Annotated in this window: 15 protein-coding genes; 6 read left to right on the plus strand and 9 right to left on the minus strand. The window is 63.5% G+C overall.

Features of this window, described 5'->3' with window-relative positions:
* Nucleotides 1-59: 59 nt before the first annotated feature.
* From BH683_RS25530 to BH683_RS25560, 7 genes are all read right to left on the minus strand, one after another.
* Nucleotides 60-482 (minus strand): hypothetical protein, encoded by a 423-nt coding sequence (locus BH683_RS25530; protein ID WP_143696132.1) that lies wholly within the window; start codon nucleotides 480-482, stop codon nucleotides 60-62.
* Nucleotides 475-1413: a mechanosensitive ion channel family protein gene (locus BH683_RS25535; protein ID WP_084839101.1), complete on the minus strand. Its 939-nt coding sequence runs from the start codon at nucleotides 1411-1413 to the stop codon at nucleotides 475-477. The genes BH683_RS25530 and BH683_RS25535 overlap by 8 nt, the downstream gene beginning before the upstream one ends.
* A 768-nt stretch (nucleotides 1414-2181) precedes the next feature.
* On the minus strand, nucleotides 2182-3138 hold the full coding sequence (locus tag BH683_RS25540) for a PDR/VanB family oxidoreductase (protein WP_084839102.1): 957 nt from the start codon (nucleotides 3136-3138) through the stop codon (nucleotides 2182-2184).
* Nucleotides 3139-3146: 8 nt separating this feature from the next.
* Entirely contained in the window at nucleotides 3147-5051 is a 1905-nt protein-coding gene (locus BH683_RS25545) for an acetoacetate--CoA ligase (RefSeq protein ID WP_143696133.1), read from the minus strand.
* Nucleotides 5048-6031 carry a fumarylacetoacetate hydrolase family protein gene (locus BH683_RS25550; RefSeq protein WP_084839104.1) on the minus strand — a complete coding sequence of 328 codons (984 nt, stop codon included), beginning with the start codon at nucleotides 6029-6031 and terminating at the stop codon, nucleotides 5048-5050. Before BH683_RS25550 ends, BH683_RS25545 begins: the two co-directional genes overlap by 4 nt.
* Nucleotides 6031-6987 carry an MBL fold metallo-hydrolase gene (locus tag BH683_RS25555; protein ID WP_084839105.1) on the minus strand — a complete coding sequence of 319 codons (957 nt, stop codon included), beginning with the start codon at nucleotides 6985-6987 and terminating at the stop codon, nucleotides 6031-6033. The genes BH683_RS25550 and BH683_RS25555 overlap by 1 nt, the downstream gene beginning before the upstream one ends.
* Nucleotides 6984-8192: a cytochrome P450 gene (locus BH683_RS25560; RefSeq protein WP_084839106.1), complete on the minus strand. Its 1209-nt coding sequence runs from the start codon at nucleotides 8190-8192 to the stop codon at nucleotides 6984-6986. Before BH683_RS25560 ends, BH683_RS25555 begins: the two co-directional genes overlap by 4 nt.
* A gap of 111 nt (nucleotides 8193-8303) precedes the next feature.
* Between BH683_RS25560 and BH683_RS25565 the strand changes: the two genes are divergently transcribed.
* The 4 genes from BH683_RS25565 (at nucleotide 8304) to BH683_RS25580 (ending at nucleotide 10897) form a co-directional block, all read left to right on the plus strand.
* The gene (locus tag BH683_RS25565; RefSeq protein ID WP_084839107.1) at nucleotides 8304-8906 is read left to right on the plus strand and encodes a TetR/AcrR family transcriptional regulator; all 603 of its coding nucleotides are present in this window, start codon (nucleotides 8304-8306) and stop codon (nucleotides 8904-8906) included.
* A gap of 249 nt (nucleotides 8907-9155) precedes the next feature.
* Nucleotides 9156-9650: a hypothetical protein gene (locus BH683_RS25570; protein ID WP_143696134.1), complete on the plus strand. Its 495-nt coding sequence runs from the start codon at nucleotides 9156-9158 to the stop codon at nucleotides 9648-9650.
* A gap of 117 nt (nucleotides 9651-9767) precedes the next feature.
* A complete protein-coding gene (locus tag BH683_RS25575; RefSeq protein ID WP_030174646.1) occupies nucleotides 9768-10310 on the plus strand; it encodes an excisionase family DNA-binding protein in 543 nt (180 codons plus the stop codon).
* A gap of 11 nt (nucleotides 10311-10321) precedes the next feature.
* Nucleotides 10322-10897 (plus strand): PIN domain-containing protein, encoded by a 576-nt coding sequence (locus tag BH683_RS25580; RefSeq protein WP_030174649.1) that lies wholly within the window; start codon nucleotides 10322-10324, stop codon nucleotides 10895-10897.
* 79 nt (nucleotides 10898-10976) lie between these two features.
* On the opposite strand, the gene BH683_RS25585 is transcribed toward BH683_RS25580, so the two are convergent.
* Nucleotides 10977-11621 carry a response regulator transcription factor gene (locus BH683_RS25585; RefSeq protein WP_084839109.1) on the minus strand — a complete coding sequence of 215 codons (645 nt, stop codon included), beginning with the start codon at nucleotides 11619-11621 and terminating at the stop codon, nucleotides 10977-10979.
* On the minus strand, nucleotides 11609-12859 hold the full coding sequence (locus BH683_RS25590) for a sensor histidine kinase (protein ID WP_084839110.1): 1251 nt from the start codon (nucleotides 12857-12859) through the stop codon (nucleotides 11609-11611). The genes BH683_RS25585 and BH683_RS25590 overlap by 13 nt, the downstream gene beginning before the upstream one ends.
* A 109-nt stretch (nucleotides 12860-12968) precedes the next feature.
* Between BH683_RS25590 and BH683_RS25595 the strand changes: the two genes are divergently transcribed.
* Both BH683_RS25595 and BH683_RS25600 read left to right on the plus strand, forming a co-directional pair.
* Nucleotides 12969-13739, plus strand: a complete 771-nt coding sequence (locus tag BH683_RS25595; protein ID WP_084839111.1) for an ABC transporter ATP-binding protein — start codon at nucleotides 12969-12971, stop codon at nucleotides 13737-13739.
* A 5-nt stretch (nucleotides 13740-13744) separates the two neighbouring features.
* Complete coding sequence (locus BH683_RS25600) at nucleotides 13745-16249, plus strand: ABC transporter permease (protein WP_084839254.1); 2505 nt, start codon at nucleotides 13745-13747, stop codon at nucleotides 16247-16249.
* The last annotated feature ends 52 nt before the right edge of the window (nucleotides 16250-16301 follow it).

A 16301-nucleotide genomic window follows, 5' to 3' on the forward strand; every position in this document is an offset into this window, starting at 1 on the left:
CAACCCACACAGCCATCGCATGGTGGGCCGGCGATCTTGGGCCTTCTGTTGGTCCGCAATCATCGTGCGGGCGCGGTTGTGGTGACCGGTGGCGTTGGTATGTCGCTGGTCGTCGAGAGTTCGGGAACCCGCAGACCTTCAGATACCTGCCGATCTTCCGCACCTGATTCTGACGCATCCGGTTGGTCGGATGCTGACGTCGAGTGGTCGACGCTGGTAAGGCTCTGCGAGGGTTCTTGCACTTCGATCTCGGGTGTCGTCGTCGTCAAGGACGAACGAATGTCGGCAACGTCGTTCAGCTTTGCTTCCCGGTCGAGGTTGCTGTAATGCTCCGAGCGATTGCCGTACAGAATGGCCGAGCCGACCAACACGATGATGAGCAGCAACGTGGTGGTGCGGACACGACCGCCGAAAAGCAGTCGGGGTATACGAGACCACGCCCTGAAGAAAAGCCCGTCCGGTCGCGGGGTCCGATCAGTCATCGCCATCCGGTGCAGCACTGTGAGAAGCAACTGCGAGCGAGTCCGGTGCGAGCGATATCCCGGCCTGCGCAAACTCTTCGACTATTCGCGAGCGTAGGTCTCGACTCACCTCGAACTGTTTACCGGGCAGCGTTTGTGCGACCATCCGCACTGTCACAGTGTCGACTTCCAGTTGGGTGACCCCCATGGAGGTCGGCTTGTCGAGTAACAGTTTGCCCAGGTGTGGGTCCTCTGATGCGTGCGTTCCGACTCGGTCGAGAATGTCATTCACCGTCGTCATGTCGGCCCCGATGGGAACGGGTATGTCGACGACTGATCGTGCCCAATCCTTCGACAAGTTGATGGCTTTTATGATCTGTCCATTGGGAATGGTGATCATCTCGCCGTCCGACGACCGTAACTTGGTGACCCGCAAGGTCACATCGTCGACCGTGCCATCAGCCGGCACCGTGGACCCGGTGATGGCCAGGCTGACCACATCTCCATACCCGTACTGCTTTTCGGTGATGATGAAAAATCCCGACAACAGGTCCTGCACTATTCGCTGGGCACCAAAACCCAGCGCGGCCCCCAAGACGGTGGCCGGAGCCACGAAACTGGTCACCGGGAGTCCTACGTTGCGCAGGATGCTGAATGCGGCGACGAGATAGATCACCGCATACGCAGTCCACGCGATGACCTGCGCAACCGAATGTCGATGTTTGACGTTTTCAGACCGGACCAGAGAGTCGGACTCGACGAATTGTTCATCGATGTGGTCGGTGACCCGGGCGACCGCCCATTGAACAAAGCGCGCAGCCAACAGTGCGCCGGTGAGCCACAAGGCAATGCTCAACCCCTGCAGCGAGAGCCAACGAATCAGTCGGTCAGTGCCGGGTGGCCCTTGCGGATCCGCGGCAAGTGCCGCCGCCAGTTGGTCAAAGGTGCTCATCTGTATGGTCCGTACGGAATGCTGTAAAGAGGTGAAGCAGCAGATCCGTCACAACATTGAATGGGGCGGCTCATTGTCGACAATTCTGACTCGGAGCCTCACGCAGCACCGAGAAACGACGCACCGGCACGTATCCCTTTGAGCCCATGGCCATATTCGAACATTAACAGCGCAAAACAATAGCTCGCTCAACTTGCAACCCCAAATATGTGCCACATTCTGCGGGATGGACCATGCCCCAGGGTTCCGTGCGGAACCGTCGCGGTCGCGCCCGCTCACTGGGCCCGTCGGATAACTCTGATTACAGTTCTTCGCTGGTGGCCTGAGTATTGCTGCACAAGTGGAGCTGAAGGCGGGACGCGCGGTGATACGGGACGGAAAAGATGGTCAGAGGTCCGGCCTGCGAGCACCGTTTGATCTGTGGAGGTGACCTCGTTGGCTGCCAGAAGGCGGAGCGGTCTTTTGTGCCCGAAGATGCAGTGAGACCAATACTTTCATCTATTTGCACTCGTCCTACTTTTACGCCGATAATAGATATTACGTCAAGTTACTTCAACCTTTGTGTGTGCGTTGGTATTGCCGGTCTATGATGGCGGAAGGCGTTGTCGCCATTGGGGGCTCATATCGTATGTTCTGCGGACTCGGTGCGAGAAGTGAGTGGCTTGGGCGAAACCCTGCTTCTGAGCGATCGCGGCGATGCTGAGGCTGGGATCGGTCAGTAGTGTCCCGCCTGCTTGCTCGAGTCGTGGGCCTGCCTCAACCCGGTTGTTACAGTTCTAAGACGAGACGGGAAGACCTGGCGCGCGAGATGCAGATCATCATGCTGTTGCCGGCCTGCTGTTCGGTGCCGGTGAGTACCGAGTCGCGGTGGTCGGGTTCGCCGCAAATGATCTTCGTTTCGCAGACGCCGCACGTGCCTTCCTCGCAGGAGTAGACGACGGGGAGTCCTGCTTCTTCTGCCACTTCCAAGATGGTCCGGTCCGCCGGAATGGGGAGAGTGACGCCCGACTGGACGAACTCGACCTCGAACTCGGTGCCTGCGGAAGTGGTAGGGGTGGCTGGGGCAAACCTTTCGGTGTGCAGTGTGCCTGCCGGCCAGGACGCCGTCGCTGCCTCGACGGCGTCGAGCAGTGGGCTAGGTCCGCAGCAGTAGATCGCGGTGTTTGGTGCGGGCGAGGCGAGCAGGCTCTGCAGGTCGAGCAACCCAAACTCATCCTGCGGCCGCACCGATACCCGCGGGCCCCACGCCTGGATGAGCTCGGTGGCGAAGGCCATCGTCTCGCGGGTGCGTCCGCCATAGAGGAGGTTCCAGTCGGAGTCAGCGGCCGCGGCGGCCTCGATCATTGGAATGATCGGGGTGATGCCGATGCCTCCTGCCACGAACACGTATCGCCGGGATGGGACTAGCGCGAAATGGTTGCGTGGCGGGCTGATTGGCACCGTGTCGCCGGGGTGGAGGTGGTCGATGACATAGGTTGATCCGCCTCGGCTCTGGGGTTCGCGCAGGACAGCGACCTGGTAGTGGGTGGGGTCGGCAGGGGAGGAGCACAACGAGTACTGCCGGATCATTGTCGGTTGCTCGCCGAGGTGGAGATCGATGTGCGCACCGGGCTCCCAGCTCGGCAGGTCGCCGTTGTCAGGGCGTGCGAGCGTGAGCTGAACAATGTCGGCGGCAATGGTCTCTCTCTTGACCAGGGTCAAGTCGAATGTTTCAGGGGTTGGCATGTTTCACCTCATCTCGTGGCGCGGCGGGTGTCGCCCACGTGGTGGTAGAAGCCCAATAGTTCGGGCTGGTCGATGGCTCGTACTTGGTCGGCACGGATCAGGCCTCGGAGGATATTCTTGACCGGTACCTCGAGCTTCTTGCCCGTTGGTGTGTGCGGGATCCCGGGCGCCTCGATTACTTCGTCGGGGACGTGACGTGGCGAGACTTTCTCGCGTACAGCGGCTTTGACTGCCTTGGACAACTCCTCGTCGAGGCGTGCACCCTCGGTGAGGGTGATGAACATTGGCATCCAGTAACCGCCGTCGGGTTCCTCGACGCCGACCACCAGTGCTTCGGTCACCTCGGGCAGGTCTTCAACCACTTGGCAGATGTCCGCGCTGCCCATGCGGATGCCGTGCCGGTTCAGCGTTGCGTCCGAGCGACCGTGAACGACTACCGATCCGCGGTTGGTAATAGTGACCCAGTCGCCGTGGCGCCACACGCCGGGGAACTCCTCGAAATATGCGCTGCGGTAGCGGCTGCCATCAGAGTCGTTCCAGAACCCGATCGGCATCGACGGCATGGGTGTGGTCACGACGAGTTCGCCAACTTCGTCGATCAGTGGCTGTCCTTCGGCCGACCATGCGTGCATGTCGACACCCAGCCATCGCGCGTCGATTTCACCGGGGCGGGTTGCAACTGTGGATACTCCACCGGCGAAGCCACTGACGACATCGGTGCCACCGGTAGATGAGCTGACGGACACATGAGGGCCGAGTTCGTCTGCTGCCCATTGGTGGACGACCGCGGTCAGTACGGAGCCGGTGCACCCCAGCATCCGGAGGGTGGTGAGGTCGAAGTCGGCCGCTGGATGCAGTCCGGCGTCACGGGAAGCCGCTAGGTAGCCGGGGCTGACCCCGAGGTGGGTGATCTTCCCTCGTGCAGCGACCTCCCACAGTGCGCGAGCTGTCGGTGCTCCGTCGAAGCAGTGAACCGTGGCGCCGCACAACAATCCGCTCAGGCGCAGGTTCCACATCATCCAGGTGAGCGTGGTGTACCAGAAGAACTGATCGCCCGGCCTCATGTCGAAGAGCAGGCGCAGAGTCTTGAGGTGCTCGGCGACGACGCCGGCGTGACTGTGGATGATTCCTTTGGGGGGGCCGGTCGTCCCGGAGCTGAACAGGACCCACAACGGATGCCCGGACGGCACAGCCGCTGGTGAACGGCGGCCAGTAGGGGTGACGGCGGCCTCCCATGTGAGGGCGTTATCACGTGCCGCGCGGTCCTCACCGACGATCACGGTCACCCGCAAGCTCGACAGCGCCTCGCGGACAGCATCGACGTCGGATGTCCGGTCGATCCAGCGGCCTCGGTGGTGGTAGCCGGACGCCGCGATCAAGCAGGTCGGCTCGAGCTGGGCCATTCGGGCCAGGACTGCGTCGCCGGCCAGGTCAGCGCCGCAGCCGGACCACACCGCTCCCAGGCTCGCCGCGGCGAGAAAGGCGACGATCGCTTCGGGGCGGTCCGGGAGGTAGCCGACCACGCGGTCACCTGTGCGCACGCCGAGGTCGACGAGTGTCGCGGTCAGAGCTGCCACCTGTTCTTCGAGCTCGTCCCAGGACAGCGTCTGGCTTATTCCGTTCTCGTTGTGGCCTACCACGGCCGGGCCGTGTCGTTGTTGCGCGAACACCTGTGACGCGTAATTCATTCGGCCACCGGGAAACCACTGCGTATGGGGCATTGCGACGCCGTCGGTGATCGCGTCGGGTTCGGTCTCCCAGACCAGTGCGCAGTAGTCGTTCACCGCGGTCCAGAAGCCTTCTGTGTCTTTGACAGACCACTGCCACATCTGTTCATAGGAGGCCCCCGCCCCGGGCCCGCCGTAGGAGCTGGTAAGACGAGTGAAGGCTGTGATAGCTGGCTCTGTCGTCATGTGGGCCCTACCGGTTGCCACGTCCGTTGACGACGTTGTTGGCCCACCCGTGCTGGCGGGAGGGGGATGGCGTCGACTCCGGCGACGATCGTGTTGGACATCTTCCCGATGCCTTCGGCGACCAGGGTCACGACGTCGCCCGGCTTGAGTGAAGGTACTTGTTCGGTGTCGAGGTGGGCCCAGTACTCCAACAGGCATCCTCCACCGCAGGTGCCCGAGCCCAGGACGTCTCCTGGTCTGAGTTCGGTTCCGCGAGAGGCGAAGGCGATCATTTCCTCGAACGACCACGCCATGTTGACGGAGTTGTCGCCGCCTGCTGGCAGCGGGATACCGTTGAGCTCTGCATGCAGTTCCAGAGCTAGCCTGCCGTCGCGCCGGTAGGGCTCCAGTTCGTCGGCGGTGACGATCCATGGCCCAAAGGAGTTGGCGAAGTCCTTACCTTTCATGGGTCCCATACCGAACGGGATTACCGGCGCCATCAAGTCCCGCGCGGACCAGTCGTTGAAGAGGGTATATCCGGCGATGTGCTCGCTCGCCTGCTCAGGGGTCAGGTCTTTGCCGGCCTTGCCGATGATCACCGCCAGCTCAAGTTCGAAGTCCAACAGCTCGCAGCCCGGTGGCACTGCCACCGGCTCGCCATGACCAACTGCGGCATTGCTGTTGTAGAAGAGAAAGACTGGCATTTGGTACCACACGGGATGCGGTTCTGTGGCGTCAAGAATCTTGAGGCTGCCCTCGAGATGCTCCTCGAAGGTCAGAAAGTCGCGGAGAGTGGTGGGTTCGATCGACGCCCGCAGTCGCACATCAGACAGTGCGAGTGCGGATCCCTCTTTGTTGCTGTCGACGATCGTACGGCGCTCAGACGCAGTGGACGACAGCAGATCCGGCAGTCCGACGTTCTTGGTGAGCGGCTGAACCCAGTCATCGTCCACAATGGCCAACCGGGTCATGCCATCGAGGGCTATCCGTGCGATTTTCATCAGTCTTCCTTTCCTGACGCCGCTGCCGCGAGCTCGAAGTCGGCGATGCGACCGAACTGCTGCAGCCTTCCTTCCCGGGGCCGCGACGAATCGAGGTCCTCGTACACGTTCAGGACGTTTGCCGCGATCCGACCTTGTTCGGACATATCGGCGAACCTGCTCATATCGATTGACGCGACGGCCTCCTCGACGGTGAGGCCTTCCTCGAATCGCTTGTTTGCCTCCGCCGCGACGTATTCGAGATAGTCGCGGACACGCACGACACCGGTTTTGTCCGTGAGGGGACCGTGGCCGGGAACGATCGCTTTGAGATCGAGGTCGAGGATTCGGTCGCATGCAGCGATGCAGCGGGCGATGGGTCCGGCCCACACGAGGGGCGCACCACCGATGAACAGGATGTCGCCGGTGTAGATCACTCGCGCATCAGGCACGTGAACGATCACATCGCCCGGGGTGTGGGCCGGCCCGACCTGAATTAGCCGGACTTCGCGGCCTCCCACGTCGAGATTGAGCTCCCCGGTGAAAGTTCGGGTCGGTGGCGTAGCGATGATGCCTGAGAGGTCGAAATGTCCACCCACAGAGCGGATGAATTCTCCGACTCGGTCTTCGCGATCAGACATCGCGGCCATTTCCTGAACAGACGCCTCGGTCATCAACTCGGCCGCTGCCTGGGACGCCACGATCTGCACCTCTGGCCCCGCCACCAGTTGATTGCCGAACCAATGGTCGCCGTCAGAATGAGTGTTGACGAGTGTGCGGATCGGATGATGCTGTGTCAGAGGGGCATACGCCTGCAGCATCTCGGCTGTATGGGTTAGGTCGTAGAGCGTGTCCACCAGCAACGACTCTCCTGAACCCTGTATCAGCCCGGTGTTGCTCTCACCCCACCGCCCCTCAGGCAGAAGCCACGAGTGGCAATGATCACCGAGATCGTAGGGACCCTTGTCGTACGTCATTTCGAGGCGTCCTCCGTCAAAATGGCGCGCACCGGAAGCGTCTCGAACTTGTGCACGGTCTGGCTGGGGCTTCGCAGCGCTTCGCCGGCCCGTTCGAATCGCACCACGCGGCGGGTGAGTTCGGTCAGCAGAGAGATGATTTCCAGCCGAGCTAACGGGGACCCGAGACAGACGTGCAGCCCGTGCCCGAATCCGACATGTGTGCGGGCATTTTCGCGCGTCACATCGAGTCGACCGGGATCCGGATACTGGTGAGGGTCGCGATTGGCGGCTGCCAGCATCACGCTGACTCGGGCGCCCGCAGGAACATCGACGCCGCCAATCTGAGCGTCAGCCCTGGTGCGACGATAGAAGGCCTTGAATGGGGTGCCAAAGCGCAGGAGCTCCTCGGCAGCATTCGGAATGAGGTCGGGCTGATTGCGCAAAAGGTCCCACTGGTCCGGGTGTTCGATGAACGCGTTGATGGCGTTCCCGAGCACGGCGCCGGTCGAGTCGATGCCGGCCAGCCAAATCGACGCCAGGGTCATAACTCTCTGCGAACCGTCCTCGGGAAGGTTGCCGTCTGATCCGCCGGAGTCGACGATCAACCGCCCTAAACAGTGCTCGGGCATGGCGGGCAGTCCGTCGCCGACGAGCCATGTCAAAGCTTCTGTCACGCGGGCGGCGTGCACTTCGGTTCCAGCGGGCTCTTCATTGCGACTTACCGCGTCGCTCCAAACCGCCAAGGTCTCAGCGCTGGGCGGGGTGACGCCCGTCAGCAGGGTCATCGCCTGATCAGGCATCTCCTGGGCCAACACCTGCACCGCATCAAACTGGCCAAGATCGACCGCGCGCTGCGCGATTGTCGTCGCAGCCGCCTCGACACCTGGCCGCAGCGCCTCGATGGCACGCTTGCTGAATGAGGGCTGCACGGACCGTCGAATGCGGTCGTGGACCGGTGGATCATTCTCGATCAGCGGATAACGCTCGGTCCTGGCGGACGGGACATCGAAGGTGACTCCGTCCCCCGACACGAACTCCGCGTGGTTGCGCAGCACCTGGGTTGCCTCGGCGTAGCCGGGAACGAGCCAAACGTCTCGGGTCGGAACGTATGTGACCGGACCGAGGTCGCGCAGTCGGTCGTAGTACGGGAAGGGGTCGCGCTGGGCGTGCGGCGAATACGGGTCAAGGTCGATTGGTTCGGTCGAAGACGCTAAATTTGTCATGTCGTTCCTCCTGTTGCGACGCAATGTGCACTAGAGTGCAGAAGTGTGCTGAATCACAGTGTGCACCCGAGTGCAGTTGTAGTCAAGGGGACCGCGAAAGGAGTCAGCGACATGCCCACCGCGCCGCCACCGCCCTTGTCGAATCCGCGCGCAACGAGGACGAGGAAGGCGTTGTTCGACGCGGCGGCAAAGCTTTTCGTTGCCCAAGGCTACGAGGACACAACCATGTCCGACATCGCTGCGGAAGCCGGCACCTCCCGCAGGACGGCGTTCAACCACTTTCCCAACAAGGGCGACATCCCGATGTTGTGGGTACGACAGATGGCCGACGTAGCCATTGAGAAAGTAACCAGTGCAGCCATCGGCGACGTGTCAGAGCGCATCCGCGCCTACTTTCACCTGATCGGCGAGTCGGTCGAATCGGAACCCGAACTCAGTCGCCAGATGATGCTCGGGTGGACCGCCGCACTAGGCCCGGCCCTCTATGAGTCGCAACTGCTCACCGACGTCACCCCATTCCTGCACGAAGGACAGGAACGCGGGGGGATTGATCCGTCAGTCGACGTCGCCGTCGCAGCTCGTGCGCTCAGTGACGTTTTGCAGGGCGCAGTGTTCAGATGGGTGCGAGAACCCGACACCGTGCTGGACGAAAGTATCGACAGCGTCATCGCACTGGTGCTCCGGGCCGTCACGACGAAGGTTTCCAGTCGGTAAACCGGACTTGTTAAATTAGCCGTTGACAGCGACAAGCAGGGTGGCGGTATGCCGCAAGTTCAAGGCGCCAAACTCGCAACGTCGGTCCGTGCATGCGCCTCGGGGAACGCGGGTTACGTTTCGTCACTGGTGACGAAAGTAATTGTGCTGCAACGCCTTAACGCCGATAAGATACCTTATGTAAGGTAGAAGCCGGAAAGTCCTGTAAGAGTGGCATATTCGCATACCACTATTGATAACATTATGTCCGTGAGTAGATCCCGAGCCGACAAGAACCGCGCCCGCAAAGCACGGCTCGCCGCCGACGAACGTCGACGCGAAGAACACGCACGGCTGGTCCTCGAGCGCCACGGCGATCCGCACTATGTCCAGCGAGACGTCGACCCATCGTCAGGCCATGTCACCCTGGCAATGTCTGCGGAGCATCCCCAGGCCGCGGAGATGGCCGGCGCCCTCGAAGCCCTGCGGCGCGACTTCGTGGACCGCTTCGGCCGCGAACCCGGACCGAGCGATCCGCTCCTGGCCGACCCAGATGCCGCCGTGCCTACCCCGCTATCTGCGGATGCGTTCGACGCGATGCTCGATCGACTTGCCGACGGCGTGGACGACCCGGTCGTCAAGGCCAAAGTCCTCGCCAGCAAAGACGTCGGCTACATCCTGACCGAAGACACCTTGCATCTATTTAGTGCCTACGAGATCGACCTTTGGGAAGCAGCACTCGACCGGCACCTCGATGAGCGGTGACCATCGTGCGCGGCGGGCCATCCTCCAGTGGCCGGGGTGGACTTTTCCGACACGATCTGGCATATTCGAACGTATCGAAAGGTCTTTCGTTCTGTTCGTATAGTGAGGTGGTTCGGCATGGCAACACAAACCCAGGCGCTCACATCTGAGACGTTCCTGCCCGAGCATGCTGACCAGCTGGCGCCGGTGTTGAGTTTCTTGCAAGCCCATGAACGGTCAGCGGGGACTACTGCCCAGCCTGCATACGCCCTGGTCGGGGTCGACGAGCACGATCGAATCGAGCTGCCGGAGAACCTTCATCAGGTCCTCAAGCGGGTAGTTGAGGCAATGTCTCAAGGCCGAGCTGTCACCGTGGCGCCGCAGAGCATGACCCTCACGACGCAGCAGGCCGCCGACCTGCTCGGCGTGAGTCGGCCTACGATCGTCCGGTTGATCAACGACGACCAGATCGCCGCCGAGCGGGTTGGCAATCGGCATCGGCTGCTGCTTGACGACGTGCTTGCCTACCGAGATGCCCGTCGGACACGGCAATACGACGCAATTGCGGTGACGTCGGTGCCTATCGACGTCGAGGATGACCCAGAGGTGATCCGACGGCAGCTGCGCGAGGCCCGTAAAGCAGTCGCAGCACGTCGCAAGACAGCGAAAAAAGCTGGCTGACACAATAACCCATGTTCGTAGCCGTTCTCGACACCTGCGTACTGTGGCCGAGCCTGCAACGAGACGTCCTGCTCTCACTCGCAGCCGAGAACCTATATCGCCCCCTATGGTCGGACGCCATCCTTGAAGAACTCGAGTTCCACGAGGCGCGCAAACTCGTTGACCGAGGCGCCGATCCGGAACGCGCCGCGGCACGAGCAGCGCACCTCGTAGAGCAGATGGCAGCTGCGTTCGACGATGCGTGCGTCGTTGGCTGGGAGGTGCTCGACGGGTCATTTAGCCTCCCGGATCCAGACGATGAGCACCTCGTGGCAGCAGCTGTCATCGGTGGTGCAGAGGCGATCGTTTCCAACAACATCTCAGACCTCCCCCAAGGGAGAGTGCCCGCTCAGATTCAGGTGATCAAACCACCTGTGTTCGTTGCTGACACGGTAGCGGTGTCGCCCGACGCTGCGGTCCGCGCGCTGCGGACGATGATTGGCCGACGCACCAATCCTCCTGAAACACTCGAGCATGTACTCGAAGTACTAGAGCGGCGATACGGCATGGTCGACGCCGTCGAGATGATCCGAGCCGCCGCGAGCTAGATCCAACGAAAGTCGTTTGGCGTGCAACCGATAATCGGTAATTATGTCGCTTCAACGCGTGTGCGGTGCATGGTCTCGCTCAGGATCTGAGGTGGGCGAGCACGGCAAGGACCCGCCGATGACCGGTGTCTGACGTGGCCAGTCCGAGCTTGGCGAAGATGTTGCCGATGTGCTTGCTCACGGCTGTGTCGCTGACCACCAGTTTGCGAGCGATATCGGCGTTGCCGAGTCCTTCGGCCATCAGCCGTAGCACCTCCGATTCGCGAGGAGTCAACGACCGGATGGGATCGTCAGCGCGGCGTCGACTCATCAACTGCGACACCACTTCCGGATCCATCACGGTGCCGCCGGCCACCACTCGTTCGAGGGCATCGACGAACTCTTCGACCTTGCCCACCCTCTCCTTGAGGAGATACCCGACCCCAGCCGCACTGCCCGCCAGGAGTTCTCCGGCGTATCGGTCTTCCACATAGGCCGACAGGACCAGTACCGGGAAGTTCGGGATGCGCCGGCGCGCCTCGATGGCCGCTTTGAGTCCTTCGTTGGTGAAGGTCGGCGGCATGCGCACGTCGAGTACCGCACCGTCGGGCGGGTCGGCATCGAACGACGTCAGGAATTGCTCGGCGTCGGCGACCGCGCCAGTCACCTCGATGCCGACACTGCGCAGCAACAGCGCCAGGCCCTCGCGCAGCAGGGCGTCGTCCTCGGCGATCAGAATCCGCATGGTAGCTCCACTTCGAGTGTCGTCGGTCCGCCACGTGGGCTGTCCAGGGTCATCGTTCCCTCGAATGCTGCCACCCGCCGGCGGATACCCCTCAGGCCGCTGCCCGCCAATTCGTCGGCTCCTCCGCGTCCATCGTCGACGACGTCGATGATCATCGTGCTGCCCGTCTGCCCGCTGCGCGTGCTTATGGTCAGGTGCACGGTGTCTGCACCACTGTGTTTGACCACATTCGTCAACGCCTCGGCCACCACGAAATACGCGGCGGCCTCGACTGCGGCGGGCGCACGATGCAGGTTGCGCACGTCGAGGATGCACGTCACGGTGGAGCGTCCGGCCAGGGCAGCGACCGCGCCTTCGAGACCGAGTTCATCGAGGATCGGCGGGTAGATGTCGTGCACCAGGGTGCGCAGCTCCGACAAGGCATCGGATGCGGCATCCTGGGCCCGAACAAGCTGGGGCAGTGCCTGATCCGGATCCACGCGCAATGATCTCTCAGCCAGTCCCAACATCATCACCACGGCCACCAATCGGTTCTGGGCACCGTCATGCAGGTCCCGCTCGATTCGCCGTAACTCCGCCGAGTGGGCGTCGAGCGCGGCTGCCCGGCTCGCGGTCAGCGCCGAAACCCGCTGTGACAACTCCGTTTCGCGTGTCGGAGCCAACAGTGTGGTCGCCAGGGCCGCGATGGCGCGGGCCATCGCGGGGATCAACCACCACGCGATGCCCGCGTACGCCGCAGCGATCAGCGGCATCGTCGCGGCCAGTGGCCACGACGTGACGAGGTAGATGTTGCCGACCGGCTCGTCCTCCGGCATGGCCCACCAATATGCCGGGATCACCAGCGAATTGACCGCGGCCAGCGGAAGGACCACTGCCACGAATCCCGCAACGAGGGCCGCGAAACCGTGAACAGTTACCCAGGCGAAGTCGCGGCGGACAGACCGAGACGCCAGCAACGTCCGCACGTCGGCGAATCCCGGCTGGTCGGCCATCGGCGGATAGCGGTCAGCGATCACCGCACCCGTATAGGTCCCGGTGCGTCGGCGCGCCTCGCCGGCCCAGAACCGCAGCATGCGCACATAGGGCGGGACCAGCAACCACCCGACTACCAGGATGAGCAGTGCAGCAATGATCAGCCCGGCGAAGACGAAAGCCAACGACACGACGGCGGCTGCACCTTCGACCATCAAGAAACGGCACGCCCGCCACCATGTCGCGACCCGCGCGTTGCGTTTCATGACACCAGGATGCCGCAACGTCGACGCAATGACGGTATAGCTGGCTACACCTTTGGTCCGGTGGTCAGCGGGATGGTCCGCACGTCCGGCACTTCATAGCGTTGCTGTCATGACTTCCTTCGCTCCAGTGCATCCTCCACAAGCCCCGGTGTCGCGACCGGCGCTCCGTCTCGACAACGTCACGAAGTCCTATGGGTCGGGGAGTGCTCGGGTCACCGCGCTCGACGCCGTCAGTCTCGCCCTTCCGGCGCAGGGCTTCACCGCGATCATGGGTCCCTCCGGCTCAGGAAAGAGCACCTTCCTGCACTGTGCTGCCGGGCTCGACCAACCCACGAGCGGTTCGGTGTGGATGGGCGACACGGAGATCAGCGCACTCAAGCCGAAGGCGCGGACGATGTTTCGGCGCGACCACGTGGGGTTCGTCTTCCAGGCCTACAACCTGATGTCGTCACTGACGGTCGAGCAGAACGTGACGCTGCCCCTGCTGCTGGCCGGGCGCACAGCCGATCGCGGTCATGTCGGGCAGATCCTCGAGTCGGTGGGCCTCTCACGCATGAACCGGCGCCGGCCCGCGGAACTCTCTGGCGGACAACAGCAACGCGTTGCCATCGCTCGAGCACTGGTTACCCGACCCGGTGTCATCTTCGCCGACGAACCGACCGGTGCGCTCGACAGCCGGACCGGCCAGCAGATCCTCACTCTCCTGGGCGGCGCCTCGAGGGAGCTCGGACAGACCGTGGTGATGGTGACGCACGATCCGATTGCTGCCGCCCGGGCCGACCGCGTCTTGTTCCTCGCGGGCGGACGTTTTGCCGGTCACCTGGACGCACCCACCGCCGGGGCCATCGAGAAGTCGCTGACCGACCTCGGGCAGTGGTGACCACAATGAAATCTGCACTGGGCGGCATCGCTGTCGCAAACCTCCGCAGCCACCGCAACGGCTTCGCGGCAGTGTTCATCACGGTGTTCTCCGCCGCTCTGCTCGTCTGCGCGCTCGGAGTGCTCTTCGAATCAGGCATCCGCGGCGGTGCCACACCCCATCGCCTCGCCGGCGCCGATGTCGTGGTCGGTGGGCCGCAGTCGCTCGCAGTACCCGAAGATCTGGACCAGCCGTACGGGGAACGAGTGCGTCTGCCCGCGTCCACGGTCGGGGAATTGGCTGCACTCCCGGATGTGGAGTCGGCCGTCGGCGACATCAACGTCCCGCTCAGCAACGACAGCGGACGCGTGTTCGATGCTCACGGCTGGTCGTCGGCCTCACTTGCGCCCTACCGCATCATCGAGGGCAACGCGCCCACACGGGCGGATGAGGTGGTGACGACCGACCCTCGGATGCTCGGTGAGCAGGTGATGCTTCGGCACGGAGGCGTAGGGAGGCCGTACACCGTGGTCGGTCTGGCCTCCACCTCGACGGCAGAGCCCAGCGGGCGTCCGACCACCATCTTCATGACCGACGGACGCGCGCAGGAACTCTGGCCGCATTCGGACACCGTGGCAGCCATCGGCCTCATCGCCCGCGAGGGCGTGGACCCTGCGGCGCTGGCCTCGCAGGTCGGGACTCAGTTGCGCGGCCTCGACGTCGACACCTACACGGGCGCCGCGCGCGCCGACGCCGAGTACGTGGACATCGGGTCGGCACGCGGCGAACTGGCCGCGCTGTCTGCTGCGGTCGCAGGCGTTGCCCTGATGATCGCTGTGTTCGTGGTGTCGAGCACGCTGTCGTCGTCCATCCAGCAGCGACGCCGTGATTTTGCGCTGCTGCGATCCATGGGCGCGACACCGAGGCAGGTGCACCGGCTGATCGGCGCCGAAGTGTGGGTGGTCTCGGGCGTGGCCGCTCTGCTGGGGGTCGCGCCCGGCTATACGCTGGCGGCCGTCCTGCGTCACCAATTCGCCGATGCCGGGATATTGCCCCCGGACTTCTCTCTCGCAATGGGGCCTGTGCCCGCCCTCGTCGCTGTCGTCGCGGCAGTCGTGACGGCCAGGATTGCCGCTGCCATCTCCGCCCGCCGACCGGCGCGCCTCGATCCGGTCGACGCATTGCGTGAAGCCGCAGTCGAGGCGGCGGCACTGGGCCGAACACGCATCGTGGTGGGCGTGCTCACCGGGATCGGTGGGTTGATGGCCTCCCTGCTGCCGGCTTTCGTGCCCGGACCGGCCGCCATCGCAGGGGCCGGCAGTTCGGCCATCCTGTTGATCATCGCGGCAGCGCTGCTCGGACCGATCCTGGTGTCCGGTGCGATGCGCGTGTTCTCCGGGCGCATGGCCAGCAGTGGTTCCGCGAGTGCGGTGCTCGCGGCAGCCAACCTCAGCGCCCACCGGCGCCGCCTCGCGTCGGCGATCATGCCGCTGGCGTTGGCGATCGCCTTCGGGTCGGTGCAGTTGTTCAGTCAGAGCACTCTGCTCGCCGCGGCCGAAGATCAAACGGAGCGCGGAACTCTCGCTGATCTCGTGGTGACCGGTCCTGCCGGTGTCGACCCGCAACTCGCCGCAACCATCGCGGCGATGGATTCGGTGAGCGCAGCGAACCCGATCACCCGCAGCCAGGCCCTGTACACCAAGGACACGGCTGACGCGCCCATCACAGAGGTCTATTCGGTACAGGGCATCGACCCTGGGGCCGCGGGATCCACCCTGGACCTCGATGTGCGCGAGGGCGATCTCGGCAAGCTCGCGGCCGGGTCGGTGGCATTGAGCCGCGACGCTGCGGCAGCGATGAGCGCCGACCTTGGCGACACCATCACTGTGCGGCTGGGCGACGGTGCGGTGGTGACGGCGACCGTGATCGCCACCTACAACCGCGGATTCGGGTTCGGCGACATCACGCTGCCCGGCACCCAGGTACGCGAACACACCACCAGCGGACTCGTGGACCACGTACTGGTGTCGGCGGCACCGGGACGTATGGATGACGTCCGGCGCGCCATCGAAGCGACAGGTGGCGTAACAGCCTTGAGCAGCAACGAGTTTGCCTCTGCCATCGATCAAGAACAGCGAGAGCAGGATTCGGTCACCCCCGTCGTACTGGCGGTGTTGCTCGGGTTCCTCGGTATCGCGGTGGTCAACACCATGGTGCTGATGACCACCGACCGTCGTCGCGAGTTTGCCTTGTTGCAGCTGGTCGGAGCGAGCACCCGCCAGGTGCGCGCGATGATGCGCAGAGAGTCGTTGGCAGCGGTGGCCTTGGCGGCGACGATCGGCACCCTGGTCGCCTATCCGCCCTTGGCCGGAATCGCGATCGCCGTGTCGGGTGAGCCTTTCCCGACCATCTCGGTCTGGACGTACGCCGTGCTCGTCAGCGGCGCGACCCTGCTGGGATTCGTCGCGATCACCGGCACGGCGCGACGGGTTGCGCACCGCGACCGCGAGGCCCTCGGCATCGGTGCTTGACGAACGGTTCAGCCCTCGCGACACAGACGAGGAGACCCCGACCCGGTTGCCC

Origin of the sequence: Williamsia sp. 1138, from assembly GCF_002095435.2 — a bacterium.
Taxonomy (GTDB): Bacteria; Actinomycetota; Actinomycetes; order Mycobacteriales; family Mycobacteriaceae; genus Williamsia.